The 24,975-nt window shown below is 72.1% G+C and carries 25 protein-coding genes and 3 tRNA genes; 22 read left to right on the forward strand and 6 right to left on the reverse strand.

The features are described 5' to 3' along the window. Positions 1-3: 3 nt before the first annotated feature. The 5 genes from BJK06_RS13685 to ccsB are packed head-to-tail and all read left to right on the forward strand — an operon-like array spanning position 4 to position 4,685. Complete coding sequence (locus BJK06_RS13685; RefSeq protein ID WP_070418358.1) at positions 4-660, forward strand: histidine phosphatase family protein; 657 nt, start codon at positions 4-6, stop codon at positions 658-660. Continuing rightward, positions 657-1,274, forward strand: a complete 618-nt coding sequence (locus tag BJK06_RS13690) for a TlpA disulfide reductase family protein (RefSeq protein WP_083295264.1) — start codon at positions 657-659, stop codon at positions 1,272-1,274. Before BJK06_RS13685 ends, BJK06_RS13690 begins: the two co-directional genes overlap by 4 nt. Positions 1,275-1,319: 45 nt before the next feature. Next, the gene (locus tag BJK06_RS13695) at positions 1,320-2,018 is read left to right on the forward strand and encodes a cytochrome c biogenesis CcdA family protein (RefSeq protein WP_070419481.1); all 699 of its coding nucleotides are present in this window, start codon (positions 1,320-1,322) and stop codon (positions 2,016-2,018) included. Then, the gene (locus BJK06_RS13700) at positions 2,002-3,693 is read left to right on the forward strand and encodes a cytochrome c biogenesis protein ResB (protein WP_083295265.1); all 1,692 of its coding nucleotides are present in this window, start codon (positions 2,002-2,004) and stop codon (positions 3,691-3,693) included. Before BJK06_RS13695 ends, BJK06_RS13700 begins: the two co-directional genes overlap by 17 nt. Before the next feature lie 5 nt (positions 3,694-3,698). Further along, positions 3,699-4,685, forward strand: a complete 987-nt coding sequence (gene ccsB / locus BJK06_RS13705; RefSeq protein ID WP_070419483.1) for a c-type cytochrome biogenesis protein CcsB — start codon at positions 3,699-3,701, stop codon at positions 4,683-4,685. 250 nt (positions 4,686-4,935) lie between these two features. Here ccsB and BJK06_RS13710 read toward each other — a convergent pair whose 3' ends face one another. Further along, entirely contained in the window at positions 4,936-5,913 is a 978-nt protein-coding gene (locus BJK06_RS13710; protein ID WP_083295266.1) for an o-succinylbenzoate synthase, read from the reverse strand. Between the two features lie 312 nt (positions 5,914-6,225). Here BJK06_RS13710 and BJK06_RS13715 point away from each other — a divergent pair, with 312 nt between their 5' ends. The 4 genes from BJK06_RS13715 (at position 6,226) to BJK06_RS13730 (ending at position 9,773) form a co-directional block, all read left to right on the forward strand. Further along, positions 6,226-6,603 (forward strand): hypothetical protein, encoded by a 378-nt coding sequence (locus tag BJK06_RS13715; protein WP_156794869.1) that lies wholly within the window; start codon positions 6,226-6,228, stop codon positions 6,601-6,603. A gap of 22 nt (positions 6,604-6,625) precedes the next feature. Next, positions 6,626-7,555: a 1,4-dihydroxy-2-naphthoyl-CoA synthase gene (locus BJK06_RS13720; protein WP_070418360.1), complete on the forward strand. Its 930-nt coding sequence runs from the start codon at positions 6,626-6,628 to the stop codon at positions 7,553-7,555. Then, the gene (locus BJK06_RS13725; protein WP_070418361.1) at positions 7,555-8,691 is read left to right on the forward strand and encodes an AMP-binding protein; all 1,137 of its coding nucleotides are present in this window, start codon (positions 7,555-7,557) and stop codon (positions 8,689-8,691) included. The genes BJK06_RS13720 and BJK06_RS13725 overlap by 1 nt, the downstream gene beginning before the upstream one ends. Positions 8,692-8,777: 86 nt before the next feature. Then, positions 8,778-9,773 carry a 1,4-dihydroxy-2-naphthoate polyprenyltransferase gene (locus tag BJK06_RS13730; protein WP_258027642.1) on the forward strand — a complete coding sequence of 332 codons (996 nt, stop codon included), beginning with the start codon at positions 8,778-8,780 and terminating at the stop codon, positions 9,771-9,773. A gap of 9 nt (positions 9,774-9,782) precedes the next feature. Here BJK06_RS13730 and BJK06_RS13735 read toward each other — a convergent pair whose 3' ends face one another. Next, the gene (locus BJK06_RS13735; protein ID WP_071296706.1) at positions 9,783-10,109 is read right to left on the reverse strand and encodes a DUF4229 domain-containing protein; all 327 of its coding nucleotides are present in this window, start codon (positions 10,107-10,109) and stop codon (positions 9,783-9,785) included. Positions 10,110-10,174: 65 nt separating this feature from the next. On the opposite strand from BJK06_RS13735, the gene BJK06_RS13740 reads away from it, so the two are divergent. Next, complete coding sequence (locus BJK06_RS13740; RefSeq protein WP_070418363.1) at positions 10,175-10,573, forward strand: PLDc N-terminal domain-containing protein; 399 nt, start codon at positions 10,175-10,177, stop codon at positions 10,571-10,573. Further along, the gene (gene menD / locus BJK06_RS13745) at positions 10,566-12,314 is read left to right on the forward strand and encodes a 2-succinyl-5-enolpyruvyl-6-hydroxy-3-cyclohexene-1-carboxylic-acid synthase (protein ID WP_070419486.1); all 1,749 of its coding nucleotides are present in this window, start codon (positions 10,566-10,568) and stop codon (positions 12,312-12,314) included. Before BJK06_RS13740 ends, menD begins: the two co-directional genes overlap by 8 nt. A 56-nt stretch (positions 12,315-12,370) precedes the next feature. Here the strand turns inward: menD and BJK06_RS13750 are convergent, their stop codons facing one another. Continuing rightward, positions 12,371-13,630: an isochorismate synthase MenF gene (locus BJK06_RS13750; protein WP_070418364.1), complete on the reverse strand. Its 1,260-nt coding sequence runs from the start codon at positions 13,628-13,630 to the stop codon at positions 12,371-12,373. Between the two features lie 59 nt (positions 13,631-13,689). On the opposite strand from BJK06_RS13750, the gene BJK06_RS13755 reads away from it, so the two are divergent. From BJK06_RS13755 to BJK06_RS13770, 4 genes are all read left to right on the forward strand, one after another. Next, a complete protein-coding gene (locus BJK06_RS13755) occupies positions 13,690-14,481 on the forward strand; it encodes a demethylmenaquinone methyltransferase (protein WP_070419487.1) in 792 nt (263 codons plus the stop codon). A 33-nt stretch (positions 14,482-14,514) separates the two neighbouring features. Then, positions 14,515-15,594, forward strand: a complete 1,080-nt coding sequence (locus BJK06_RS13760) for a polyprenyl synthetase family protein (RefSeq protein WP_070418365.1) — start codon at positions 14,515-14,517, stop codon at positions 15,592-15,594. 82 nt (positions 15,595-15,676) lie between these two features. Then, positions 15,677-17,059 (forward strand): FAD-dependent oxidoreductase, encoded by a 1,383-nt coding sequence (locus tag BJK06_RS13765; RefSeq protein ID WP_070418366.1) that lies wholly within the window; start codon positions 15,677-15,679, stop codon positions 17,057-17,059. 19 nt (positions 17,060-17,078) lie between these two features. Next, entirely contained in the window at positions 17,079-18,197 is a 1,119-nt protein-coding gene (locus BJK06_RS13770; protein ID WP_070418367.1) for a heparan-alpha-glucosaminide N-acetyltransferase domain-containing protein, read from the forward strand. 127 nt (positions 18,198-18,324) lie between these two features. On the opposite strand, the gene cls is transcribed toward BJK06_RS13770, so the two are convergent. Both cls and BJK06_RS13780 read right to left on the reverse strand, forming a co-directional pair. Beyond that, entirely contained in the window at positions 18,325-19,785 is a 1,461-nt protein-coding gene (cls, locus tag BJK06_RS13775; RefSeq protein ID WP_070418368.1) for a cardiolipin synthase, read from the reverse strand. A gap of 16 nt (positions 19,786-19,801) precedes the next feature. Further along, entirely contained in the window at positions 19,802-20,290 is a 489-nt protein-coding gene (locus BJK06_RS13780) for a YajQ family cyclic di-GMP-binding protein (protein ID WP_069712130.1), read from the reverse strand. A gap of 139 nt (positions 20,291-20,429) precedes the next feature. On the opposite strand from BJK06_RS13780, the gene BJK06_RS13785 reads away from it, so the two are divergent. The 5 genes from BJK06_RS13785 to BJK06_RS13805 all read left to right on the forward strand — a co-directional run bounded on the left by BJK06_RS13785 (position 20,430) and on the right by BJK06_RS13805 (position 23,038). Beyond that, positions 20,430-20,514: transfer RNA gene (locus BJK06_RS13785), tRNA-Tyr, on the forward strand. A 57-nt stretch (positions 20,515-20,571) separates the two neighbouring features. Continuing rightward, on the forward strand, positions 20,572-21,393 hold the full coding sequence (locus BJK06_RS13790; protein ID WP_070418369.1) for an inositol monophosphatase family protein: 822 nt from the start codon (positions 20,572-20,574) through the stop codon (positions 21,391-21,393). Positions 21,394-21,506: 113 nt separating this feature from the next. Further along, positions 21,507-22,769: a M23 family metallopeptidase gene (locus tag BJK06_RS13795; protein WP_070418370.1), complete on the forward strand. Its 1,263-nt coding sequence runs from the start codon at positions 21,507-21,509 to the stop codon at positions 22,767-22,769. A 91-nt stretch (positions 22,770-22,860) separates the two neighbouring features. Beyond that, positions 22,861-22,932, forward strand: a tRNA-Thr gene (locus BJK06_RS13800). Positions 22,933-22,964: 32 nt separating this feature from the next. Beyond that, positions 22,965-23,038 (forward strand) — tRNA-Met (locus BJK06_RS13805). Between the two features lie 575 nt (positions 23,039-23,613). Here BJK06_RS13805 and BJK06_RS13810 read toward each other — a convergent pair. After that, entirely contained in the window at positions 23,614-23,985 is a 372-nt protein-coding gene (locus tag BJK06_RS13810; protein WP_070418371.1) for a hypothetical protein, read from the reverse strand. A 116-nt stretch (positions 23,986-24,101) separates the two neighbouring features. On the opposite strand from BJK06_RS13810, the gene BJK06_RS13815 reads away from it, so the two are divergent. Further along, the gene (locus BJK06_RS13815) at positions 24,102-24,551 is read left to right on the forward strand and encodes a MaoC family dehydratase N-terminal domain-containing protein (protein WP_083295268.1); all 450 of its coding nucleotides are present in this window, start codon (positions 24,102-24,104) and stop codon (positions 24,549-24,551) included. Continuing rightward, positions 24,548-24,973, forward strand: a complete 426-nt coding sequence (locus tag BJK06_RS13820; RefSeq protein WP_070419488.1) for a MaoC/PaaZ C-terminal domain-containing protein — start codon at positions 24,548-24,550, stop codon at positions 24,971-24,973. Before BJK06_RS13815 ends, BJK06_RS13820 begins: the two co-directional genes overlap by 4 nt. Positions 24,974-24,975: the final 2 nt, after the last annotated feature.

Genomic DNA, 24,975 nt, shown 5'->3' on the forward strand with positions numbered 1-24,975 from the left:
CCCATGCCCGCGTCCCGAATCCACCTCGTCCGTCACGGCGAGGTGCACAACCCGGACCGTGTCCTCTACGGGCGGCTCCCCGGCTTCGGGTTGAGCGACCTCGGCAAGCAGATGGCCCTCGCCTCCGCGACCGCGTGGAAGGACGCCAGCGTCGACGTCCGGCGGATCGTGGCCTCGCCGTTGCAGCGCACGCAGGAGTCCGCGGTGCCCTGGTCCGAGGCCTTCGGGCTCGAGGTCGCCCTCGACGAGCGGCTCATCGAGCCGACCAACCGGTACGAGGGACAGCCCCCGGGCTTCACGAAGCGTTCGCTCGGACGCCCGGCCGAGTGGCCCTGGATCGCGAACCCGTTCCGGCCGAGCTGGGGCGAGGCGTACGAGTCCATCGCGAACCGGATGCTCGCGGCGATCGCCACGGCGTGGGAGAGCGTCGATGACGGAGACGTCGTCCTCGTCAGCCACCAGTTGCCGATCTGGATGGTGCACCGCCGTCTCGCCGGCGAACCGCTCTGGCACGACCCGCGCAAGCGACGCTGCGACCTCTCCAGCATCACCACCGTCGAGCGTGTACCCGCCACCTCGTCCGGTCGGTTCACCGAAGTCGGGTACGCGGACCCGGCGCAGGCCCTGCGCGCGACCGCCATCGACGAAGGAGCAGTGTGATCACCAGCAGGAGCAAGCGGTTCGCGGTGCTCGCGGCGACGGCGGTGACCGCCGCCCTCGTCCTGACGGGGTGCTCGTCCGACAACGACTCGCTGTCGAAGCAGTACGGCAGCGGCACGACCCAGAACTACATCTCCGGTGACGGCGCCGTGACCGAGGTCGCCGCCGACAAGCGCACCGACGCGGTCGACTTCGAGGCGAAGGACATCGACGGCGAGACCCTGTCGTCGAAGGAGCTCACGGGCAAGGTCGTCGTCCTCAACTTCTGGTACGCCGGCTGCCCGCCGTGCCGTGCCGAGGCGAAGTACCTCAACACGGTCCACGACCAGTTCGCCGACGACGACGTCCAGTTCATCGGCGTCAACGTCCGTGACGAGCAGGCCACCGCCGAGGCGTTCGAGCGCACCTTCAAGGTCGACTACCCGACGGTGCTCGACCAGAAGACCGGCGCGATGCAGCTCGCGCTCTCCGGGCAGATCGCCCCGAACGCCGTGCCCGCCACGATCGTGCTCGACAAGCAGGGCCGCGTCGCCGCCCGCGTCCTCGGTGCGGTCGACGGCCCGGGCATCCTGAACACGCTCGTCTCCGACGAGTTGTCGGGCAAGGCTTCCTGACCCGTGTCCAGCAACCCCTTCGCCGACGCGATCCTCAGCGGGCAGATGGCCGTGGCGCTCCCCGTCGCGGCACTCGCCGGGCTCGTGTCGTTCCTGTCCCCGTGCGTGCTGCCCCTCGTGCCGGGCTACCTCGGCTACGTCGGCGGCGTCGCCGAGGGCGGACAGCGCCGCGGTCGCGTGGTGCTCGGGGTGCTGCTGTTCATCCTCGGCTTCACCGCGGTGTTCGTGGCGTACACGACGGTCTTCGGCGCGCTCGGGTTCTGGCTCGTCCGGTGGCGCGACCTCATCACGCAGATCCTCGGCGTCGTCGTCATCGCGATGGGTCTCGTCTTCGTCGGCCGCTTCACCTTCCTGCAGCGCACGATCAAGCCCGGGTGGACGCCCGCGACCGGCCTGGTCGGTGCGCCCCTGCTGGGCATCGTGTTCGGGCTCGGCTGGACGCCCTGCCTCGGCCCGACCCTCGCGGCGATCAACCTGCTCAGCGTCCAGTCCGGCAGCGCCTGGCAGGGCATGTGGCTCGGTGTCGCGTACTGCCTCGGCCTCGGCATCCCGTTCGTCCTCGTCGCGCTCGGCGCCGGCTGGGCCACGGGTGCGATCCGCGCCGTGAAGCGCCACATGCGCATCGTCAACATCATCGGAGGAGCGATCCTGATCGTCATCGGTCTGCTCATGGTCACCGGCATCTGGTCGGCCGTCATGTCGAGCGTCGGGGCGGTGATCCAGACCTTTGTCCCCGCAGTCTGACCCCGACATCGACTCCACCGACACCTCGGCGGACCCGCAGCGACCGTCGGACCACGTCGACGGATCCGGCCCGGAGACGGCAGCAGGCGGGTCGGGTGACTCCGGCGTCAACCAGCCGAAGCTCGGGGCCGTCGGGTACCTCCGCTTCTTCTGGCGGCAGCTCACGAGCATGCGCACGGCGCTGTTCCTCCTCATGCTGCTGGCACTCGCGGCGATCCCGGGGTCCCTGGTCCCGCAGCGCACGGCCGACCCGAACGGCGTCGTCCAGTACAAGGCCGACCACCCGCAGCTCTTCCCGGTCCTCGACAAGCTGCAGGTCTTCGACACCTACACGTCGGTGTGGTTCTCGGCGATCTACCTGCTGCTCTTCGTCTCCCTGATCGGCTGCATCGTCCCGCGCACGAAGCACCACTGGCAGGCGCTGCGCACCCGACCCCCGAAGACCCCGGTCCGCCTGAGCCGTCTGGCCGGCTACCGCTCGGTCGCCGTCGACGGCGAGGGCGTCACGCCGGAGCACGCCGTCACCCGCGCGATGGCGATCCTCAAGCGCTCCGGCTACCGCGTCGAACGCTTCGGCGACTCGGTGAGCGCCGAGCGCGGCTACCTGCGCGAGACCGGCAACCTGGTGTTCCATGCGGCGCTCGTGGGCGTGCTGCTCGCGGTCGGTGTCGGCGGCGGGTTCGGGTACACCGGTCAGCGGCTCCTCGTCGAGGGTCAGACGTTCTCGAACGTGCTCGGCTCGTACGACTCGTTCAACCCCGGTCGCTGGTTCCAGCAGAGCGACCTCAAGGGCTACAACTTCACGCTCGACAAGTTCGTCACCAAGTACGAGGAGCGGAACCTCGACGCCCTCGGCCAGGCGCTCGACTACTCGGCGACGGTCACAACGCAGGAGAAGGGCGGCTCCAAGCAGACGAGCCGACTCGGCGTCAACGACCCGGTGAGCGTCGGCGGCACCAACGTCTACCTCCTCGGCAACGGCTACGCGATGGACGTCACCGTGCGCGACGGCGACGGCAACGTGGCGTTCAAGGACACCGTGCCGTTCCTCCCCGAGGACGCGAACTACACGTCGACCGGCGTCATCAAGGTGCCGGACGCGCTGCCGGACCAGCTCGGCATGGTCGGGTTCTTCTACCCGACGGCGTCGAAGCTCTCGACCGGCGCGTACGCCAGCGCCTACCCGGACGACCAGAACCCGCTGCTGACCCTGCAGGTCTACACGGGTGACCTCGGGCTCGACGACGGCGTCCCGCAGAGCGTCTACACGCTCGACACCAGCGGGCTGCAGCAGATCGCGGGCCGCCAGTCCAAGACCGCCAGCGTCGAGCTGAAGCCCGGGCAGACCAAGACGCTGCCGGACGGCGCCGGGTCGATCACGTTCGACGGGGTGAAGCGCTACGTCTCGCTCGACGTCCACCACGACCCGTCGCAGCTGTGGGTCGGCGGCTTCGCCGTGCTGTCCGTCCTCGGGCTCCTCACGTCGCTCTTCGTCCCGCGCCGTCGCGTCTGGGTGAAGGTCGTGCCGCGCCGCGACGGCAGCGCCGACGCCGAGCCGGGCTACGACCTCGAGTACGCGGGCCTCGCACGCGGCGAGGACCCGAACCTCGAACGGGCCGTGGCGGACATCGCCAAGCGCCACACGTCGGACCTCGGAGTTAGGATGCCCCAGTGAACGACATGACCACGAACCTCGCGACCTACTCGGTCGTGCTGACGTACTCCGCCATGGCGGTCTACGTCATCGCGTTCATCGCGTTCGCCCTCGACATGGCGAAGCGGGCCGGCAACGTGACGGCTGCGTCCGACGCCGCTGCGACGCCCGCCGCCGGCGCGGAGCGGACCGTCGCGACCGTCCAGGGCGGCACCGTCGTCCTCGAGCAGGTCGCCGTCACCGACGAACGAGCCGGGCGCCGCGGGACGAAGTTCGAGCGGGTCGGCATGGCGATGACGATCCTGGCGCTCGTGCTGCACGTCGCGTCCGTCGTCCTGCGCGGGATCGCGGCCGACCGCGTGCCGTGGGGCAACATGTTCGAGTTCTCGCTGACCGGCACGGCGCTGATCACCCTGATCTTCCTACTCGTGCAGTTCTGGCAGAACCTGAAGTTCCTCGGCGTCTTCATCACCGGCCTCACGATCATCCTGCTCGGCATCGCGACCGTGAACTACTGGGTGCCCGTCGTGCCGCTGCAGCCCGCGCTGCAGTCGTACTGGCTCGTCATCCACGTCTTCGTCGCCATCGCCGGCACGGGCTTCTTCGCCCTGGGTGCCGGACTCGCCGTGGCGCAGCTCGTGCAGACCTACCGCCAGGGTCGGACCGCCTCGGGCAAGCTCCGCTTCATGGAGACGCTGCCGGACGCCGACCGGCTCGAGGTCCTCACCTACCGCGTCCTGCTCGTCGGGTTCGTCCTCTGGACCTTCACGCTCATCGCCGGTGCGATCTGGGCCGAGCGCGCCTGGGGTCGCTACTGGGGGTGGGACACGAAGGAGGTCTGGACCTTCATCATCTGGGTGGTCTACGCCGGGTACATCCACGCGCGTGCGACCCGCGGGTGGCGTGGCGCGCGGTCGTCGTGGCTGGCTCTCATCGGCTTCGCCGCGGTCATGTTCAACTTCTCGGTCGTGAACGTGTTCTTCAAGGGCCTGCACAGCTACTCCGGACTGTGAGCCGGACGGGTCGCTGATGCGACCCTGGTCGCGACCACCACCGGACGGGAGGCGCGGTGCCAGCTGGCACCGCGCCTCCCGTCCGTCGTCGGCGCGAGTCCGAGGCCCGTGCCCCGGTGCGAGTCCAGGCGCGAGCGCGAGGTCGCGCAATCCGTCGCCCGGCGCGCGTCGGAACGACCGAACGTGCGACCTCGGCGAACGTGAGCGGCAGGTCGTGCGACCGGGCCGACCCGGGCGGCCGGCCGGGCGGTCAGCCGGCGAGGAGCGCGTGCACCCGCTCGAGCCGCGCGAGCCACCACGCGGCACGCTCCGGCGACGCCGCGTTCCGCTCGAGCAGGTCCCGGTCGACCTCGACCCGCCGCACCGGCACCCGCCCGTCCACCGGCAGCAGCGGCGCCGCCGACACGTCCGACGTGAACATCGCCGCGGTGCCGAGCCCCGCGGCGTACCCGGGCGAAATCGCCTCGGCCGCGAGGAACGCTCCCATCCCCAACCCGACCGACGTGTCGAGCGCACTCGACACCACGCAGGGGAGCCCGGCGTCGGCGACGACCGCACGCGCGGCGGTGATGCCGCCGAGGGGCTGCGCCTTCACGACGAGGACGTCGGCGGCACCGGCCCTGGCGACGGCGAGCGGGTCCGAGGCCTTGCGGACGCTCTCGTCCGCGGCGATCGGCACGCCGAGCCCAGCGATCCGCTGCCGGAGCTCGGCGAGTTCCGGCACCGTGCGGCACGGCTGCTCGGCGTACTGCAGGTCGAACGGGGCGAGGCGCTCGAGGGCCTCTGCGGCGGAGTCGACGCTCCAGAGCCCGTTCGCGTCCACGCGGACCGCGGCGGAGGGGCCCATAACCCGTCGGACCTCGGCGACGCGGGCCACGTCGTCGTCGATCGTGGTGCCGGGTTCGGCGACCTTCACCTTGGCGGTCGTGCAGCCCGGGTACCGGGCGAGGAGGTCCGCGACGCCGTCCGGAGCGATCGCCGGCACGGTGGCGTTCACGGGGACGCTGTCCGCGGCGGGCTCGTGCGTCGTCCAGCCGAAGTCGACCGCGGCCCGGAGCCATGCGGCGGCCTCGGCGTCGTCGTACTCGACGAACGGGGAGAACTCGGTCCACCCGGCCGGACCGCGCAGGACGAGGGCCTCGCGCACCGTGATGCCGCGGAACCGCACTCGCATGGGCAGTGTCACCACGTGCGCGTCGGAGAGGAGGTCGTCGAGGTCGGGGAGCACCTGGCCATCATCCCAGGAGCACCCAGGGCACCCCACGGTTCCTCGGAGCGGACCGCCAGGGCAGCGCACTAGTCTGCATCGGTCGGCCACGGTCGGCACCCCAGCACGAACGTCGGCCACGGTCGGCACCCCAGCACCAGCACCAGCACCGAGGACGAGGGAGGACCTGTGGCGCCGGAACCGCAGCAGCGCGCGTCGCAGCGATCCGCAGCACCTCCCTCGGCGCGTGCGCAGGCCCCGGGCGCGCGTGCGCAGTCTCCGAGTGCGCGTGCGCAGGCCCCCGGTCGCGACACCGGCGAGTTCGCCCGGCTCATGCAGCGGAACACCGTCGACGTCCGGCAGGAAGCCCAGAAGGGGCGCAAGAAGCGCAACCCGGTGGTCGGCAAGATCGCCCTGGGGCTCGCGGTCGTCTCCGCCGCGATCGACGCGAGCGCCTTCGCCGTCTTCATGGGCGGCGACACCGACTTCGCGTTCGGCATCTGCTTCGTGGTGGTCTTCCTCACGCTCATCGCCGCGGTGCTCGGGTTCGTCGCCGCGGTGGGGTCGTTCGGCCGCTGGTACGGCGCAGTCGGCGTGGTCGTGGCGTTCTTCGCGAACCCGGTGATCCTCATCGTGCTGCTCGTGATCGTCGCCCCCGAACTGCTGACCGACATGGGTGGTTCGGCCGCGACGGACGGCGCGGGGCTGTAGCACGCGGCGGTAGCGTTGGAGCATGGCTGCTCCCGTCTCCGACCTGTTCGACCCCGACGTCTGGACCGCGGCTCCGATCGCGGAGCAGTTCACCGACATCACGTACCACAAGCACGTCTCCCACGGGATCGTCCGGGTCGCGTTCGACCGGCCCGAGGTGCGGAACGCCTTCCGTCCGCGCACCGTCGACGAGCTGTACCGCGCGCTCGACGACGCCCGGCAGGACCCGCGTGTCGGCGTCGTGCTCCTCACCGGCAACGGCCCGAGCCCGAAGGACGGCGGCTGGGCGTTCTGCTCCGGCGGCGACCAGCGCATCCGCGGCCGGAGCGGCTACCAGTACGTCGGTGACGAGGGCGCCCCGCCCGAGGGTGTCGACCCGGCAGCGGCGCAGGCGTCGATGGGGCGGCTGCACATCCTCGAGGTCCAGCGGCTCATCCGGATGATGCCGAAGGTCGTCATCGCCGTCGTCCCGGGGTGGGCGGCGGGTGGGGGCCACTCGCTGCACGCGATCTGCGACCTCACCATCGCGAGCGCCGAGCACGGCAGGTTCAAGCAGACCGACGCCGACGTGGGGTCGTTCGACGGCGGGTACGGCAGCGCCTACTACGCCAAGCAGATCGGCCAGAAGTTCGCGCGTGAGGTCTTCTTCCTCGCGCAGGAGTACTCGGCGCAGCGCGCGTACGAGATGGGCGCCGTGAACGCCGTCGTCCCGCACGAGGACCTCGAGCGCGAGGCGATCCGCTGGGGAGAGATCGTGCTCGGCAAGTCCCCGACGGCGATCCGGATGCTCAAGTACGCCTTCAACGCGGTCGACGACGGCATGGTCGGCCAGCAGGTGTTCGCGGGCGAGGCCACGCGGCTCGCCTACGGCACCGACGAGGCGGTCGAGGGTCGTGACTCCTTCCTCGAGAAGCGCGCGCCCGAGTGGACGTCCTTCCCCTGGCACTACTGATGGCCCGTCCGCTGGTCGCGACCGGCACGTCGGACCCGTCGGTCGTGCTGCGGGGCCTGGAGGCGGCACTCGCCGGCGGCCCCGCCCTGCTCCCGGTCGCGGACGGCGCCCCGGCGCTGCCGACACCTGCTCCGGCCACCGTCCCGCAGCGGGTCGCCCTGGTCGTCGAGACGAGCGGGTCCACCGGCACCGGCAAGCGTGTGGCGCTCTCGTCGGAGGCGCTGCTCGCCGGTGCCGCTGCGGCGGACGCGGCACTCGGGGGCGCCGGCGGCTGGGTGCTCGCGTTGCCGACGCACTACATCGCAGGGCTCAACGTCCTGACCCGGTCGATCACCGCGGGGACGGTGCCCGTCGTCGTCGCTCCCGGGCACTTCGACGCGAGTGCGTTCGCCGACGCGGCCGACCGGCTCGTCACCGGTCCCGGGGCACCGCGGCGCTACACCTCGCTCGTCCCGGTGCAGCTCGCCCGGGTGCTTGACGACGAGCGGGCCACCCGTGCACTCGCCGGGTTCGACGCGGTGCTCGTCGGCGGGCAGGCGACCCCGGCGCCGCTCCGTGACCGGGCCCGCGCCGCCGGCGTCCGGATCGTGACGACCTACGGCGCGAGCGAGACGAGCGGCGGGTGCGTCTACGACGGCGTCCCGTTCGGCACCGTCCGCACCGAGCTCGTGGACGGCGAACTGTTCCTGTCCGGGCCGATGCTCGCCGAGGGCTACCTGGACGACCCCGACCGCACGGCGGCGACCTTCACCGAGCGCGACGGACACCGCTGGTACCGCACGGGCGACGCCGCCGAGGTCGTCGACGGTGTCGTGCGGGTGCTCGGCCGGCTCGACGACGTCGTGATCTCGGGCGGCGAGAAGGTCCCGCTCGGCGCCGTCGAACGGATCGTCCGCGGGCTCGACGGGCAGGAGGGTGCGGTGGTCACGCGTCGGGCGTCGGGGGAGTGGGGCGAGGTCCCCGTCGTCGTGACCGACCGTCCGCTCGACCTCGACGTGGTCCGCGCCGCGGTCGGCGACGCCCTCGGGCGGGCCGCACGGCCGGCCGACGTGGTCGTCGTCGAGCGGCTCCCGATGCTCGCGACCGGCAAGCCGGACCGCCGGGCGATCCGCGCGATCGCGGACCCGACCGCCTGACGGAGGCGGGTCGACCGTCGATCGCGATCCGTTCCTCCTGGGCCGGCGTCCCGGACGCACGGCGGACGCGGATACGATGGACGGTCGTGGCACGCACGAAGAACACGAACCGGTCCAGGAACCGCTCCGGCAACCCGGCCAAGGCCGCAGCACCGCAGCGCACGAAGCGCCGCGCGACCGCGGGCGACTGGATCGGCGGGGCGCGCCTGCGCACCCTGACGCTCGGTGTCGTCCCCGTCGTGATGGGCACGACGGTCGGGTTCGTGGACAGCGGTGCGGCCGGTGACTTCGGCGACTGGCTCGCGAAGGGCCACCACCTGCCCATCGCGATCCTGGCGCTGCTCGTCGCCCTGTTCCTGCAGATCGGCGTGAACTACAGCAACGACTACTCCGACGGGGTGCGCGGCACGGACGAGTTCCGCGTCGGGCCGGCCCGCCTCACCGGAGCCGGACTCGCGAAGCCCCGCACCGTGCTGACCGTCGCGCTGACGTTCTTCGGGCTCGCAGCCGTCGCCGGCATCGTCATCGTGGTGCTCACCCAGCTGTGGTGGCTCCTGCTCGTGGGCGCTGCCGCCATCGTCGCGGCGTGGTTCTACACCGGCGGCAAGAAGCCGTACGGGTACAACGCCCTCGGCGAGGTCTTCGTGTTCGTGTTCTTCGGACTCGTCGCCGTCCTCGGCACGCAGTTCGTCCTCATCGACCGGGTCACCCCGAGCGGGTGGGCCGCTGCGATCGCCGCCGGGTTCTTCGCCTGTGCGGTGCTGATGGTGAACAACATCCGCGACATCGACGAGGACCGTCTCGCGGGCAAGCGCACCCTCGCGGTCGTGGTCGGACGGCCGGTCGCCCGGGTGCTCTACGGCCTGTTCCTGATGCTGCCGTACGTGGTGCTGCTCTGGTTCGTGCTGCTCTACTTCCGCACCGGGTTCACGTACTTCTCGCTGCTGCTGGCGCTGCCGGCACTCGCGATCGGCGTCTCCTCGCGGAAGCCCCGGGAGCTCATCACGGCGCTCCAGCTGTCGTCGTTCGCGTCGCTCGTGTTCGGCGTCGTGCTCGGCATCACGCTCGCCGTCCAGCCGTAACCAGGCGGGTCAGTCGTCGCGGTGCTCGCGGCGCGCTGCGTGGCGGTCGGCGTCGGAGACCGGCTGCTCGACCGGGGAGTCGCTGTCGGCCGCGTCGACGAAGTCGTCCTCGAAGTCGGTGTCGACGTCGTGCTCCGGCGCCGGTCGACGGTTCGCCAGGCTCTCGGTGACGCGACCGCGCAGCTTCGGCAGGGCGATGTACGAGATGAGCAGCGCCACGAGCGCGGCGACGATCGTCGCCCAGTAGCCGGGCATCGGCGTCAGGAGCAGGAGCAGTGCCAGCGCCGCGGCGAAGATGCCGAGGCGGGCCAGGGTGTACACGAGCCACGCTTTCACCTGCGCAAGTCTACGGATGCGCAACCGGCAGGGACCCCACAGGCTGCCGACCTAGACTCCCGGCCATGATCCGACTGTGGCTGATCGTCGTCGTGGCCGCCGTGGCGTTCACGGTCTACGCGGCGATCGACTGCGCCACGATGCCCCGCGAGCGTGTCCGTTCCCTCAGCCGTGGTGTGTGGGTCCTCCTCGTGATCGTGCTCCCCGTGCTCGGCGGCGTCCTCTGGTTCGTCCTCGGCCGGGCACCCGCGACCCGTCCCGGCGGCGGCTCCGGGTACCGTGGTCCCGAAGACGACCCGGACTTCCTCGGCGGCCCCAGCGGCCCCGAGCAGCACCGCACGGACAAGGACCAGGACGACGAGACCCTCCGAGACCTCGAACAGCAGTTCCGCGAACGAGAACGACGCGCCGACCGAGACCGCCGCAACCAGCACCGCGACGACGACGGCCGCACCGATCGCTGACGGCCCGGCCGGTTCCGGCAGCCCGGCGACCGACTTCGCCGTCGCGCTCCTGACCGAGCTCGCCCGGGCCGGTGTGACCGACGTCGTGGTGAGCCCCGGCTCCCGGTCGCAGGCGCTCGCCCTCGCTGCCGTCGCCGTCGAGCGGGCGGGCGGCATCAGCGTCCACGTCCGGCTCGACGAGCGCACCGCCGGCTTCTTCGCGCTCGGGCTCGCCGTCGAGTCCGGTCGGCCCGCCGCGGTCGTGACCACCTCGGGCACCGCGGTCGCCAACCTGCACCCCGCCGTGCTCGAAGCGCACCACTCCGGTGTGCCGATGATCGTCGTCAGCGCGGACCGCCCGGACGAGCTCCGGGGCATCGGCAGCAACCAGACCACGGTGCAGCCCGGGCTCTTCGGGCCGGCCGTCGCCGTCGTCCGCGACGTCGAGGCACCCACCGCGCACGGGGTCGACGCCGACACCGCCGCCACCGTCCGGGAACTCGTGCGCGAAGTCGTCGCCGCGGCCGCCGGCCACACGGGGCAGCCCGGGCCGGTGCAGCTCAACGTCGCCTTCCGCGAACCGCTGTCGGCCGGACTGGGCGAGGGGACGGTCCAGCCGGTGCCCGACGACGAGGTCGACCTCGCGTTCGCCACCAGGCGGGTGCACTCCGGTCTGCCGGTCGTCGACCTCGCGCCGGACGACGAGCCCGCGACGGTCGTCATCGCCGGACACGACGCGGGGGCGGACGCCGAGCGGATCGCCTGGGAGCTCGGTGCGCCGTTGCTCGCCGAGGTGTCGAGCGGTGCGCGGTTCGGGCGGAACCTGGTCGTCACCTACCGGGAGCTCCTGCGCGACCCGGACTTCGGCGGCGCGGTCCGCCGCGCCGTCGTCCTCGGTCACCCGACCCTCAGCCGCGAGGTCCCCGCCCTCCTCCAGCGCGCCGACGTCGAGACGATCGTGGTCCGCGGACCGGGGGCCGATCCCTACGACCCGGCCCGCGCCTCCCGGCCCGACGCCGCGACCACCTTCGTGTCGGACGTCCGCGTGGCGGGCCGCACCCGGCCGGAGCACCGCGCCTGGGTCGGCCGGTGGGTCGCCACGAGCCGCGCGCTGCTCGGTGGTGGCGACGCCGGCCCCGACCTCGATGCGAAGCGCTCCAGCGACCGCGCCGAGCGCAACAAGTTCCTCCGCGACGAGGTCGCGCTCCGCCGCCGCGCCGTCGACCGCACGATGCTCGCGGACGCCGTCTGGGGTGCGACCTGGCCGCACGACCGCCTCGTGCTCGGCGCCTCGCAGATCATCCGCGTGGCCGACGGGCACGTCGCGGGCAAGGCGATCCGCGTGCACGCGAACCGCGGACTCGCGGGCATCGACGGGACGATCTCGACCGCGCTCGGGATCGCCGCCGCGCTCGAGCGTTCCACGGCCTCGGTCGGCACGACACGCGTCCTGCTCGGCGACCTCACGCTCCTGCACGACCTCGGGGCGCTCGTGACCGGCACCGAGGAGCACCCGCACCGCGTGCAGGTCATCGTCGGGAACGACGGCGGGGGAGCGATCTTCCGGGGGCTCGAGGTCGCGGCGACGACACCGGAGGCCGACATGCGCCGCATGATGACGACGCCGCAGCACGTCGACGTCGAGCCGGTGGTGACCGGGCTCGGCTGGGAGTACCGGCGCGCGGCGACCTGGGGCGACCTCGAGCGGGTCCTGACGGACCCGGCCGAGCGCGTCGTCATCGAGGTGCCGCTGGCCGACTGAGCGGCACCGGGCCGCGGCGGGCGCGCCGGGCCGGCACCGCGCCTCCTGGCAGTCGACTAGGCGAGCGCGTCGGTGACCGGACGGAACTTCAGGGCCGTCTCGGCGACCTCGCGCGCCGGGTCGGACCCGGCCACGATGCCCGCGCCGGCCCACGCCCGCACGGTGCCGTCGTCGGTGATCCGGGCGCTCCGCAACGCGAGCATCCACTCGCCGTCCCCGTTCGCCCCGAGCCACCCGACCGGCCCGGCGTAGCGCCCGCGGTCGACGCCCTCGAGCTCGGAGACGAGCCGGACCGCGACGTCGGTCGGGGTCCCCGCGACCGCGGCGGTCGGGTGCAGGGCATCGGCGACGTCGAGCGAGGTCGTGCCGACGGGCAGCGTCGCCTGGACGTCGGTCGCGAGGTGCCACAGGTTCGGCAGCTGCAACCGGAACGGCTCCGGGTCGGCGCGGAGGTCGGACGCGATCGGGGCGAGCGCGGCCAGCAGGCTCTGGATGGCGAAGCCGTGCTCCTCGACGTCCTTCGCGCTCGCGGCGAGGGCCTCGGCGGCGGCGCGGTCGGACACCGGGTCGGTCCCGCGCGCCGCACTGCCCGCGAGCACGCGCGCCGAGAGTCGGGTGCCGTCGGTCCGGGCGAGGGTCTCGGGCGTCGCGCCGACGATCCCGTCGACGGCGAACGTGACGCACTGCGGGTACGCCTCGGCGAGGTCGAGCAGGATCGCTCGCCGGTCGGCGCCGTCGGGGAGGGTCCCGACGAGGTCCCGCGCGAGCACCACCTTCTCGGCGTCGCCGGCGGTGATCCGCCGGACGGCGTCGGCGACCGTCGCGGCGTAGGCGTCCTCGTCGATGGCACCGGGACGGAGCGCGACGGACACGTGCGGACCGACGTGCGGCACCGGCACCGACGTGCGCGTGAAGGCGAGGGGTTCGGGGTCGAGCGTGGTGTCGACGGCGGTGAGCCAGGCCTTCCCGCGGCGGCGGCCGATCACGACGCGCGGGACGATCAGCACGCTCGTCTCGGTCGAGTCGTCGGCGAACGCGAACGAGCCGAACGCGACGAGCCCGGTGCCGCGCAGCTGCACGGGGTCGTCGACCACGGCGTCGCGGACCAGGGACCGCCAGGCCGCCGAGGCCTCGCGCATCCGGTCCGGGCCGGTGAACGTCCACCGCACGGCCTCGCCGATGCCGACGATCCCGTCGCCGTTGCGGACGAACGCGAGCGGGCTGTCCCGGAGGGTGTGGCGGAGGACGGCGCCCGGGTCGTCGAGGATCCGGGTCGAGACCGTCAGCGGTGGGGCCGCCGTGGTGGTTCGGGTCACCCCACAGATCGTACGCGCCGCGCGGGGAACGTCCGGGCACGACCTCTAGGATGTTGTGGGTGAGCAGAGCGGACCTGAACAAGCGGCCGGACGAGGTGGCGGCCATGTTCGACGACGTCGCCGCGAAGTACGACCTCACGAACGACATCCTCTCGGCGGGCAACGCTCCGCTGTGGCGTGTCGCGACGGTCCGCGCGGTCGACCCCCAGCCCGGCGAGAAGGTGTTGGACATCGCCGCGGGGACCGGTACGAGCGCGGCGGCCTTCGCGAAGAAGGGTGCCGAGGTCACGGCGCTCGACCTCTCCGCGGGCATGATCGCCGTCGGCCGTGAACGCCACCCCGAGATCACCTTCGTCGAGGGCGACGCCGAGCAGCTGCCCTTCGACGACGACACCTTCGACGCCGTCTCGATCTCGTTCGGGCTGCGCAACGTGAACGACCCGATGCAGGCCCTCGGCGAGATGCTCCGGGTCCTCAAGCCCGGCGGACGTGTCGTCATCTGCGAGTTCTCCACGCCGCCGCTCGCCCTGCTCCGCTTCGGGTACGGCACGTACCTCAAGCGCGTGCTCCCGGGCGTGGCACGCCTGTCCAGCAGCAACCCGGCGGCCTACCGCTACCTCGCCGAGTCGATCGAGGCGTGGCCCGACCAGCAGGTCCTCAGCCAGTGGCTGCGCGGCGTCGGGTTCTCGGTCGTCGCCTACCGGAACCTCACGGCGGGTATCGTCGCACTGCACCGCGGTCGCAAGCCCGTCGCGGGCGAGGTCCGCGAGTCCGTCGCCCGGCGTGCCAAGGCCCGTCGCGAGCACCAGCACACCGGTGAGCAGCCGAGCGTCGACCCCACCGACGCCTGACCGGTCCCTCCACCCCCGAACACGGAGCAGCACTTGAATCCGAGCGTCCCGGTCGCACGTCGCGCACCGAGTCTCCGCGCATCGCTGGGCATCGGCGAGCGACTGTTCGCCACGCCCGCGGAACGCCGGTTCATCGCCGCGGTCGACGACGGCCTCGAGCTCGTCGAGCAGGGGCTCGAGGAAGCCATGCGCTCCACCGACACCCTCGCCGACACCACGAGCCGGTACCTGCTGTCGGCCGGGGGCAAGCGGATCCGGCCGACGCTCACGCTCCTCATCGCGCAGCTCGGTGACGGGGTGACCGACGCGGTCGTGAAGGCCGCCGTGAGCATCGAGACGACCCACCTGGCGTCGCTCTACCACGACGACGTGATGGACGAAGCGCCCGTCCGACGCGGTGTCCCCGCGGCCCACGTGACCTACGGCAACAACGTGGCGATCCTCACCGGCGACCTGTTGTTCGCTCGTGCCAGCCTCATCACGGCCGACCTCGGCACCGAGGGCATCCGGATGCAGGCGGAGACCTTCCAGCGGCTCTGCATGGGGCAGCTCCACGAGACGACGGGCCCCCAGCCCGAGGACGACCCGGTCGAGCACTACATCCAGGTGCTCAGCGACAAGACCGGCTCGCTCATCGCGACGGCTGCCCGTGCCGGCGTGATGTTCTCGGGCGCCGACCGCACGTACCTCGACGCCGTCGGCACCTTCGGCGAGAAGGTCGGCGTGGCCTTCCAGCTCGTGGACGACGTGATCGACCTCGCCCCCGCGAAGGCCAAGACCGGCAAGATCGCCGGCAACGACCTGCGCGCCGGCGTCGACACCCTGCCGCTGCTGCAGCTCAAGCGCCTCGCCGCGACCGGTGCCCCCGACGCGGTGGACCTGCTCGGGCGCATCGAGCGCGACGTGAACGCCGCACCGGACGACGTCGTCGACTCGGCGCCGTACCAGTCCGCCGTGGCCGCCCTGCGCGAGCACGAGGCGACCGCCGCGACCCGTGCCGTCGCGGTCCGCTGGGCGACGGACGCCGTCGACGCCCTCGCACCCCTGCCGGACGGCACCGTCAAGCGGGCACTCGTCCGCTTCGCCGAGTCCGTCGTCGAACGCAGCCGCTAGCGCCGGACCGCCGCGGTGACCGACGGTCCCGCCCCTCGAACCCCCTCGGGAGCACCCCACCCGAACGAACTGGAGACGATCAGTGCCCACCCTCCGAGTCGCCATCGTCGGCGCAGGCCCCGCCGGCATCTACGCCGCCGACATCCTGCTGCGCGAGGCCCACGGCCACGACGTGTCGATCGACCTGTTCGAGCAGCTGCCCGCCCCCTACGGCCTGGTCCGCTACGGCGTCGCCCCGGACCACCCGCGCATCAAGGGCATCGTCAACGCGCTGCGCGACGTGCTCGACCGCGGTGTCGTCCGGCTGTTCGGCAACGTCCGCTTCGGCGAGGACATCACCCTCGACGACCTCCGGCAGCACTACCACGCGGTCGTGTTCTCGACGGGTGCGATCAAGGACGCCGACCTCGACGTCCCCGGTGTCGAGCTCGAGGGGTCGTACGGCGCCGCCGAGTTCGTCAGCTGGTTCGACGGCCACCCCGACGTCCCGCGCACGTGGCCGCTCGAGGCCGAGAGCGTCGCGGTGATCGGCAACGGCAACGTCGCCCTCGACGTCTCGCGCATCCTCGCGAAGCACGCCGACGACCTGCTGCCGACAGAGATCCCCGCGAACGTGTACGAGGGGCTCAAGGCGTCCCCGGTCACCGACGTGCACGTGTTCGGCCGCCGCGGACCGGCGCAGGTGAAGTTCACCCCGCTCGAGCTCCGCGAGCTCGGCGAGCTCCGCGACGTCGACATGATCGTCTACGACGAGGACTTCGACCACGACGAGGCCTCGAAGACCGCCATCGCCACGAACAAGCAGGTCATGGTGATGAACCGCGTCCTCGAGCAGTGGCGCACCCGTGAGACCGGCCAGGCGAGCCGCCGACTGCACCTGCACTTCTACGCGAAGCCCCTCGAGTTCGTCGGCGAGGACGGCAAGCTCACCGCCATCCGGTACGAGCGCACGCGGCCGAACGGCCAGGGCGGCGTCGAGGGCACGGGCGAGATCCGCGAGATCCCGATCCAGGCCGCCTACCGTGCGGTCGGGTACTTCGGCTCTCCGTTGCCCGGCGTCCCGTTCGACGAGCGCCACGGCGTCATCCCGAACCACGAGGGCCAGGTCCTCGACGACGACAACCAGCAGATCCCGGGCGTCTACGCGACCGGCTGGATCAAGCGCGGCCCCGTCGGGCTCATCGGCCACACCAAGTCCGACGCGATGGAGACCGTCCAGCACATCGTGAACGACCAGGCGAGCTGGTGGACCCCGGCCGACCCGTCCGAGGGCGCGATCCCGGCCCTGCTCGCCGAGCGTGGTGTCGAGTACACCGACCTCGACGGCTGGCACAACCTCGACACCCACGAGCTCGCCCTCGGCGAGGCCGAGGGCCGCGAACGCATCAAGGTCGTCCCGCGCGAGGACATGGTCGACGTGTCCCTCGGCCGCGTCGACGCCCGCACGGGCTCGGCGACGAGCTGACCGGCAGCCCGCGAACGCCATGACGACCGCACGCCCCGCACCGCCCACCGCGCTGCGGGGCGTGTCCGTCTCCGGGGTCCGGCTCGAGGGCGTCGACGTCGCCCGTGCGCTGGCGCTGCTCGGCATGATGGCGACCCACGTCGGGGGCATCGCCGACCAGGTCGACTGGTCCGACCCCGGCACCTGGGCCGCCGTCGCCCACGGTCGCTCGTCGTCGCTCTTCGCGGTGCTCGCCGGGGCCTCGATCGGTCTGACGAGCGGTCGGACGTCGCCGCCCGGCCCGCCGCGGATCGGTCGGGTCCGTGGCCGGCTCGCGATCCGCGCGCTCGTCGTCGTCGCGGTCGGCCTGCTGCTCATGGCGCTGCAGACCCCCGTCTACGTCATCCTCCCGACGTACGGCGTGCTGTTCCTGCTGGCGATCCCGGTGCTCCGGGTCCGTGCGCGCTGGCTGCTGGTCCTCGCTGCGGCGTGCGCCGTGCTGTCGCCCGTCGTCGCCCTCGGCATCGTCCCGCTCTACGCGGGCGCCGGCATGTGGGAGGTGCAGCTCGGCCTCGTCTACCCCGTGGTCACCTTCCTGGCGTACGTGCTGGTCGGTCTCGCGGTCGCCCGTGTCGGACTGGAGGCGCGGCGCACCCAGGTGGTCCTCCTCGCGTCCGGCACGGTGGTCGCCGCCCTCGCCTACATCGTCGGCAACGCGGTCGCGCCGGTGCCCGCCGACGCCGGGTTCGCGTTCCCCGGCGTGCCGTACGCGGGCGAGGGGAGCACCGCCGCCGAGGCCACCGCGCAGCTGTTCCTGTCGCCGCGGGACCACTCCTCGTCGATCGTCGACGTCGTGGGGACCGCGGGGGTGGCCGTCGCCGTCATCGCGCTCTGCACGCTGGTGTTCGACGGGCGGGGAAAGGTCGTCCGACGCATCGGGTACCCGTTGGCCGCCGTGGGGTCGATGCCGCTCACGGTCTACGCGGGGCACCTCGTCGTGCTCGCGGCGTTGCCGACGTACCCGGACTCGGCGGCGGCGTGGGGCTGGTTCGCGCTGGGGTCGATCGCGTTCGCGATGCTCTGGCGGCGGTTCCTCGGGCGGGGACCGCTCGAGCGCGTGACGGCCCGGCTCACCCGCCTGGTGCCGGACCCGCGCTGACCGCCGCCGTCGCGCACCCGCGCCCGCGCAGCCGCGCGCGGCACCGCCGTCGCGCACCCGCGCCCGCGCGACCACCCGCCGCCCGCACCTGCCCGCCGGTCGCGACCCGCGCCTCCTGGGCCGGCCGCTACTGCAGCGCCGCCGTGAGCCGCGCGACGTTGTCGAGCACCTGCGACCGACGCGGCCGCTCCACCCACGCGTCGAGCGTCAACTCGAAGCTGTGCTCCTTGTAGGCGTCCTGGACCTCGCGCAGCGCATCGACGAAGCGGCTGCCGCGGACCATCACGGACACCTCGAGGTTGAGGCTGAACGACCGCATGTCCATGTTGCTCGACCCGATCACCGCCACGTCGTCGTCGATCGTGAAGTGCTTCGCGTGCAGGATCGTCGGCGCCCGGTACAGCCAGATCTTCACGCCGGCCCGGAGCAGCCCCTCGTAGTAGGAGCGCTGCGCGTGCCAGGTCATCGCGTGGTCGCCCATCTCGCCGACGAACAGCTCGACCTCGACCCCGCGCTGCGCCGTGGTGGTGATGGCGTAGAGCATGGAGTCGTCGGGGACGAAGTACGGCGAGGTGATCGACACCTTCTGCTGGGCCGAGTAGAGCAGGGCGTTGAAGAGGCGCAGGTTGTTCTCGCCGTCGAACCCGGGGCCGGACGGGACGACCTGGCAGTCCAGTGCGTCACCGCGGTCGGCCCGCTGGACGGGGTCGCTCTCGCGGAGCAGCAGCTCGTCGGTCTCGCTGTACCAGTCGGTCACGAACAAGGCGTTGAGGCCGGCGACGACGGGACCCTCGAACCGCGCGAAGAGGTCCTTGTACTGCATTCCCTTGTCGATGTGGGACTTCAGGTCGTAGGACTTGTCGATGAGGTTCTGCGACCCGGTGAACGCGATCGACCCGTCGATGACCACGATCTTCCGGTGGTTGCGGAGGTCCGGGCGCTGGAACTTCCCCTGCAGCGGTAGCAGCGGGAGCATGAGGTGCCACTCGATGCCCGCGCGGTCCATGAACGCGAGGGTGTCCTTGTAGCCCGGGTAGCCGCGGCTCGCCCAGTGGTCGAGCAGGACCCGGACGGTGACGCCGCGGGCCTGGGCGCGGGCGAGCGCCTCGAAGAACGGGCGCGTGGTGTCGTCGAGGGTCGCGATGTAGAACTCGACGTGCACGAACCGCCGCGAGCCGTCGATCGCGCGGGTCATCTCGGCGATCGACTCGTCGTAGTCGGGGTAGAGCTCCGCGGAGTTGCCGCCCACCAGGGGCATGGCGCCGAGTTCGCGGTTCAGGCGGGTGATGCTGTCCAGCCACGCCGGCCACGGGTGGTCGCGCCGGACGCGCTCGATCCCCTCGGTCTGCTCGAGGATGTACGCGTTGATCTCGGTCTGCTTCTCACGCCGGGCGTGCGGGAGCTTCGTCGACCCGATGACGAGGAAGACGATGAACCCGATGTAGGGGATGAGGAAGATCGCCAGCAGCCAGGCCGTCGCGGTCTGCGGCTTCCGGTTGATCGGGACGTAGATGATCGAGAAGACGCGGATCGCCAGGTCCAGCAGGACCAGGAAGACCGTGATCGCGACGGTGAGCCAGTGCTCCACAGCGGCGGGCGGCGCGTCAGCGGAAGTTGATGAACTGCAGCGGCACGTCGAACTCTTCACCCTTGAGGAGCTGGATCGTGTTCTGCAGGTCGTCGCGGCTCTTCGAGGAGACGCGCAGTTCGTCGCCCTGGATCTGGTTCTTCACGGTCTTCGGGGCGTTGGCCCGGAGGAACGCGCCGATCTTCTTCGCCACGTCCTGCTCGATGCCGTTCTTGAACTTCACCTCGATGCGGTACTCCTTGCCCGACGGGTACGGGTCGCCCGCGTCGAGGCTCTTGAGGCTGATGTTCCGCTTGATCGCCTTGCTCTGCAGGACGTCGAGGACGGCCTTCGCGCGCTCTTCCGAGTTCGCCTTGATCAGGACGTCCTCACCGCTGAACGCGATCGATGCGTCGGCGCCCTTGAAGTCGTACCGCTGCTCGATCTCCTTGGCGGCCTGGTTGAGGGCGTTCTCCGCCTCCATCTTGTCGACCTTGCTGACCACGTCGAAGGAACTGTCTGCCATGCGGGACAGCCTAACGGCGGACGGGAGGCGCGGTTCGGCACCCGTGGATCGGCCCACGGTGGTCACGAGCACCGTCTCGGATCGGCTATGCTTTCATGCGCGCCTTCGGTTGGTGACTACACGGGCCGGGTGCGCACATGGCAAGTTACCCAAGCGGCCAAAGGGATCTGACTGTAAATCAGCCGGCGTAGCCTTCGGGGGTTCGAATCCCTCACTTGCCACCATCGGAACGGCCCCGTCCTCATCGGACGGGGCCGTTCCGTTTCCGCGAGGATGGACGCATGCCCTCCGACCTCACCTCCGTCCAGTTCGCCGACCTCGCCGAGTCCATCGCCCGTGAGGCAGCAGCGCTCGCCGCACGCCGACGGGTCGAGGGGGTCGAGGTCGCCGACCGGAAGTCGAGCATCGTCGACGTGGTCACCGCTGCCGACCGCGAGGTCGAGGCACTCGTCCGGGCCCGGATCGCCGAGGCCCGGCCGGACGACGCGTTCTTCGGTGAGGAGTCCGGCACCGGCGCCGGAACCTCCGGCATCACGTGGGTGGTCGACCCGATCGACGGCACGGTCAACTACCTCTACGGCAGCGCCGAGTACGGCGTGAGCATCGGCGTGGTGCGCGGGCCGGCCGACCCGACCTCGTGGGAGCCGATCGCCGGCATCGTCGTCCAGCCCGCGACCGGCGTCGTGTTCCGCGCAGCCGCCGGCGAGGGTGCCACGCGCGACGGGGTGCCGCTGCACGTCGGGACGCCGGCCTCGCTCGCCGAGACACTCGTCGCCACCGGGTTCGGGTACACCGCCGAGCGCCGTCGGCAGCAGGTCGCGGTGCTCGCCGGACTCATCGGCGAGGTCCGCGACATCCGCCGTGGGGGAGCGGCCTCGCTGGACTGCTGCGCGGTGGGGGTCGGCACCGTGGACGCCTACTACGAGCGCGGGATCAACCCGTGGGACATGGCCGCCGGGTCGATCGTCGCCCGTGAGGCCGGCGCCGAGACCCGGATCTGGGAGGCCGGCGGCACGCGGTCGTTCCTCTTCTCCGCACCCGCGGTCGCGGACGAGCTCGCGGACCTGCTGCGGCTTCTCGAGGAGTCCGTGCTGGCCGGGTGAGGACATCCCGAGGACTGGCGTCTCCCGGACGCTCCTGCTAGCGTGCTCGGGTCCCGTTATCTGCTCGTTACCAACGAGCGCGTCTCGCCCCGATCAGGATCCACGCCGAACACATGCCCCACGCTCCCCTCACGCCCGTGCACACCGACGGCTCCGTGGACGCTCCCGCACCGGTCGTCCACCTGACCCGACGGGCCCGCATCGAGGCGGAACGCGCGGCGGCGACGGCGTCCTCCGGGGGAGCACCGGAGCGCGTCGAGCACGCGACGGCCGTGGCGGAGGCGAGCCGCGCCTCCCGCGCCTCCCGGGCCTCCCTCGGTGACTCGACCTTCGACGACCTGGTGAGCCCGGGGACACCCGCGACCCCGGCCGCGCCCGTGTCGCCCGTCGACCTCGCGCCGGCCTCGCCCGCGATGCCCGCGGCGACCGCATCGCCCGTGACGCCGCCGGCGCCCTCGTCGCCGGTCGTGGCTGCTGCCCCTGCGGTCGCGGCACCCACACCGTCCGCGCCGTCCGCGCGCCGTGTCCTCGGGCAGGTGCCGGCGTCCCGTCGGACCGGGCGTGCCACCACCGCCCCCGTGCAGGCCGACCGGGCCACGCGCCACATCGCTCGCACGGCTCCGGCTGCAGCGACTCCGGTCGCCGGGGTCGCGCCGCGTGCCGCGCGGGGGTCGCAGGGTGCGTCGTTCCGTCGGGCGGCCTCGCGGGTGACGGCCGTCGGCGCGCTGCTGTTCGTCGCGGGGCTCGTCGTGTCGACCTCGCTGCCCGCACAGGCGCTGTACACCCCCGAGCCCGGCTCGACGTCGGCGCGGGCGACGGCCTCGGGCGACACGCAGTCCCTCAGCGTCGGTGCCGGTGCGACCGACGCCGAGACGAACCGCGACCAGTACTCGGTGTCCTCGGCGACGCAGTACAAGAACGTCGACTCCTCGAGCTTCACGAACGACCCGAACGGCACGATCCAGTGGCCGTTCCTGACCGGTGTGCCGATCACCTCCGGGTTCGGCGGACGCCAGGTCGAGGGGTGCTCCTTCTGCTCGACGAACCACATGGGCGTCGACTTCGCTCCGGGTGAGGGCACGCCGATCCGGGTCATCGCCGCCGGCACCGTCCTCAAGGTGCAGGCCAACGACGGCGGCTTCGGCAACGACGTCTGGGTCGAGCACGACGTCGACGGCAAGCAGTTCGTCAGCGTCTACGGCCACATGGAGGACAACTCCTTCAAGGTCGTCAAGGGCCAGCAGGTCGAGGTCGGCGACGAGCTCGGTCTGGTCGGCAGCACCGGCAACTCGACCGGTCCGCACCTGCACCTCGAGGTGCACGTCGACGGTGTCCCGGTGGACCCGCTGGCGTGGCTCGAGGCCAACGCGAACTAGCGGTTCAACGCGGCACGCCCGGGCGTCACGGCCGGTTCCTGACCACCGTCGCGGGTCTGCTATCCTCGTGTGGTGCCGCCGAGCGGTACATGCCCCGATAGCTCAGTGGTAGAGCACTTCCATGGTAAGGAAGGGGTCGTCAGTTCAATCCTGACTCGGGGCTCCGACCCGGTGCGGTAGTCGTGCCGGATCCTTGGCGGGGTAGCTCAGTTGGTTAGAGCACACGACTCATAATCGTGGGGTCGCGGGTTCAAGTCCCGCCCTCGCTACCGCAAGCCCGGCGATCCGTTCGCCGGGCTTTCGTCGTTCTCGGGCGGTGCCGCGCGCGCGTCTCGCGTGTGCGTCTCGCGTGCGGGTCGGCGTTGGCGTCGGTGCGCGTCGCGGCGGCGCAGCGTCGAACCACGTTCCCGACATCGAACCGGGCCCGCGACCTGGTTCCGTGTCGTTCCCGTGGTTCGTCCCGGCGCCCGCTCTTGGCGGGGCAGCGCCGCGGCGCTGCCGTGCCCGCCGCGTGGCCTCGGGCGCCTGCGCGCAACGCAAGTCGCCCCGAACCGGGGGAGTGCGCGGTTCGCCGTGCCTTGCGTTGTGCGGCACGCGTGCCGGCGGGGGCGACCGCTCGCCGTCGCGGTCCGCGGGCTGCGTCGAACCACGTTCCCGACGTCGAACCGGCCCCACCACCTGGTTCCGTGTCGTTCCCGTGGTTCGTTCGTGCCTCCGGCCGCGCCGGCCGCGCCGGGCGCCTGCGCACAACGCAAGTCACGCCGAACCGTGCGAAGACGCGGTTCGCAGCGACTTGCGTTGTGCGGCGTCCGGCGACGCGCCCGCGCCGCGCCCGCGCGCCGCGCTACCGCGCGCTGAGCACGCCCGCCTGACGGAGTGCCCGCTCGATCACCGCGGCCGTGCTGCGCCAGGCATCGTGCCGCCGCTTCGCACCGATCTGCCCGCCCGACACCGCGGTGCCGTGCCCGGAGTGCCGCAACGTGATCGTGGTCGACGTCCCCGTGACGGTCGTCGAGAGCTCGTACCGCCGGAACTCCCGCGACGGGTGCACGAGCGCCCCGAGCAGGATCGTGAGCACCCGGTTGCCCGTCGTCGCGGTGAGCGTCCCGCCCGTCGACTCGACGTGGTGCCCTGCCTGCTGCAGTGCGGCGCCGGCGGCCTCCATCGCGGTGCAGCGGTCGCCCGTGTGCACGGCGAACTCGGTCGTGTGGTCCATCGTTCCTCCCCATCCCCGGAGATCGGTGTCGGTTCCCCCGAACCGCGTCGGGTCAGCATAGCCGATGCATTCTCATGAACACAGGCCCCCGAGCGGGCGTCGCTAGACTGCCGGACGTGTCTGTGAACCCCGAGCTCGTCGGCAGGACGTTCCCGCCGGCCCAGCCCTACCTGGTCGGTCGCGAGAAGGTGCGCGAGTTCTCCCGCGCCGTGTTCGCGACGAACCCGATCCACCACGAGCCCGAGGCCGCCCGCGCCGCCGGCTACGACGACGTCGTCGCCCCGCCGACCTTCGCGGTCGTCGTGCAAGAGGCCACGCTCGCCCAGCTCCTCGCCGAGCCCGACGCCGGCATCGACTTCTCCCGCGTGGTCCACGGCGAGCAGGCCTTCGCCTACGAGCGACCGATCGTCGCCGGGGACGAGCTCACCGCGACCCTGACCGTGACGAGCGTGAAGACCCTCGGCGGCAACGCCATGGTCACCGCCGAGAGCACGATGAACGACGCCGCGGGGGAGCACGTCGTCACGGCGACCTCCACCCTCGTGGTCCGAGGAGACGACGCATGACCACCGCACCCGTGACCGCGCTCGAGGTCGGCACCGTCGTCGCCGAGCGCGACGTCCACATCACCCGCGACTCGCTCGTCCGCTACGCCGGCGCGTCCGGCGACTTCAACCCGATCCACTACCGCGACGACGTCGCCGCCTCCGTCGGCCTGCCCGGTGTCCTGGCGCACGGCATGCTCACGATGGGGCTGGCCGTGCAGCCGGTCTCCGAGTGGCTCGGCGACCGCGGCTGGGTGGTCCGCTACGGCGTCCGGTTCACCCGCCCCGTGGTCGTCGACCCGGAGCAGGGCGCCACCGTCGGCGTCGTCGCCAAGGTCGGCACCGTCGACGACGACGGCCGTCCGCAGCGCATCGACCTCACCGTGACCGCCGCCGGGCAGACCGTGCTCGGCAAGGCGCAGGTCACGGTGGCGTTCCGCTGACC

This window comes from Curtobacterium sp. BH-2-1-1, from assembly GCF_001806325.1.
Taxonomy (GTDB): domain Bacteria; phylum Actinomycetota; class Actinomycetes; order Actinomycetales; family Microbacteriaceae; genus Curtobacterium.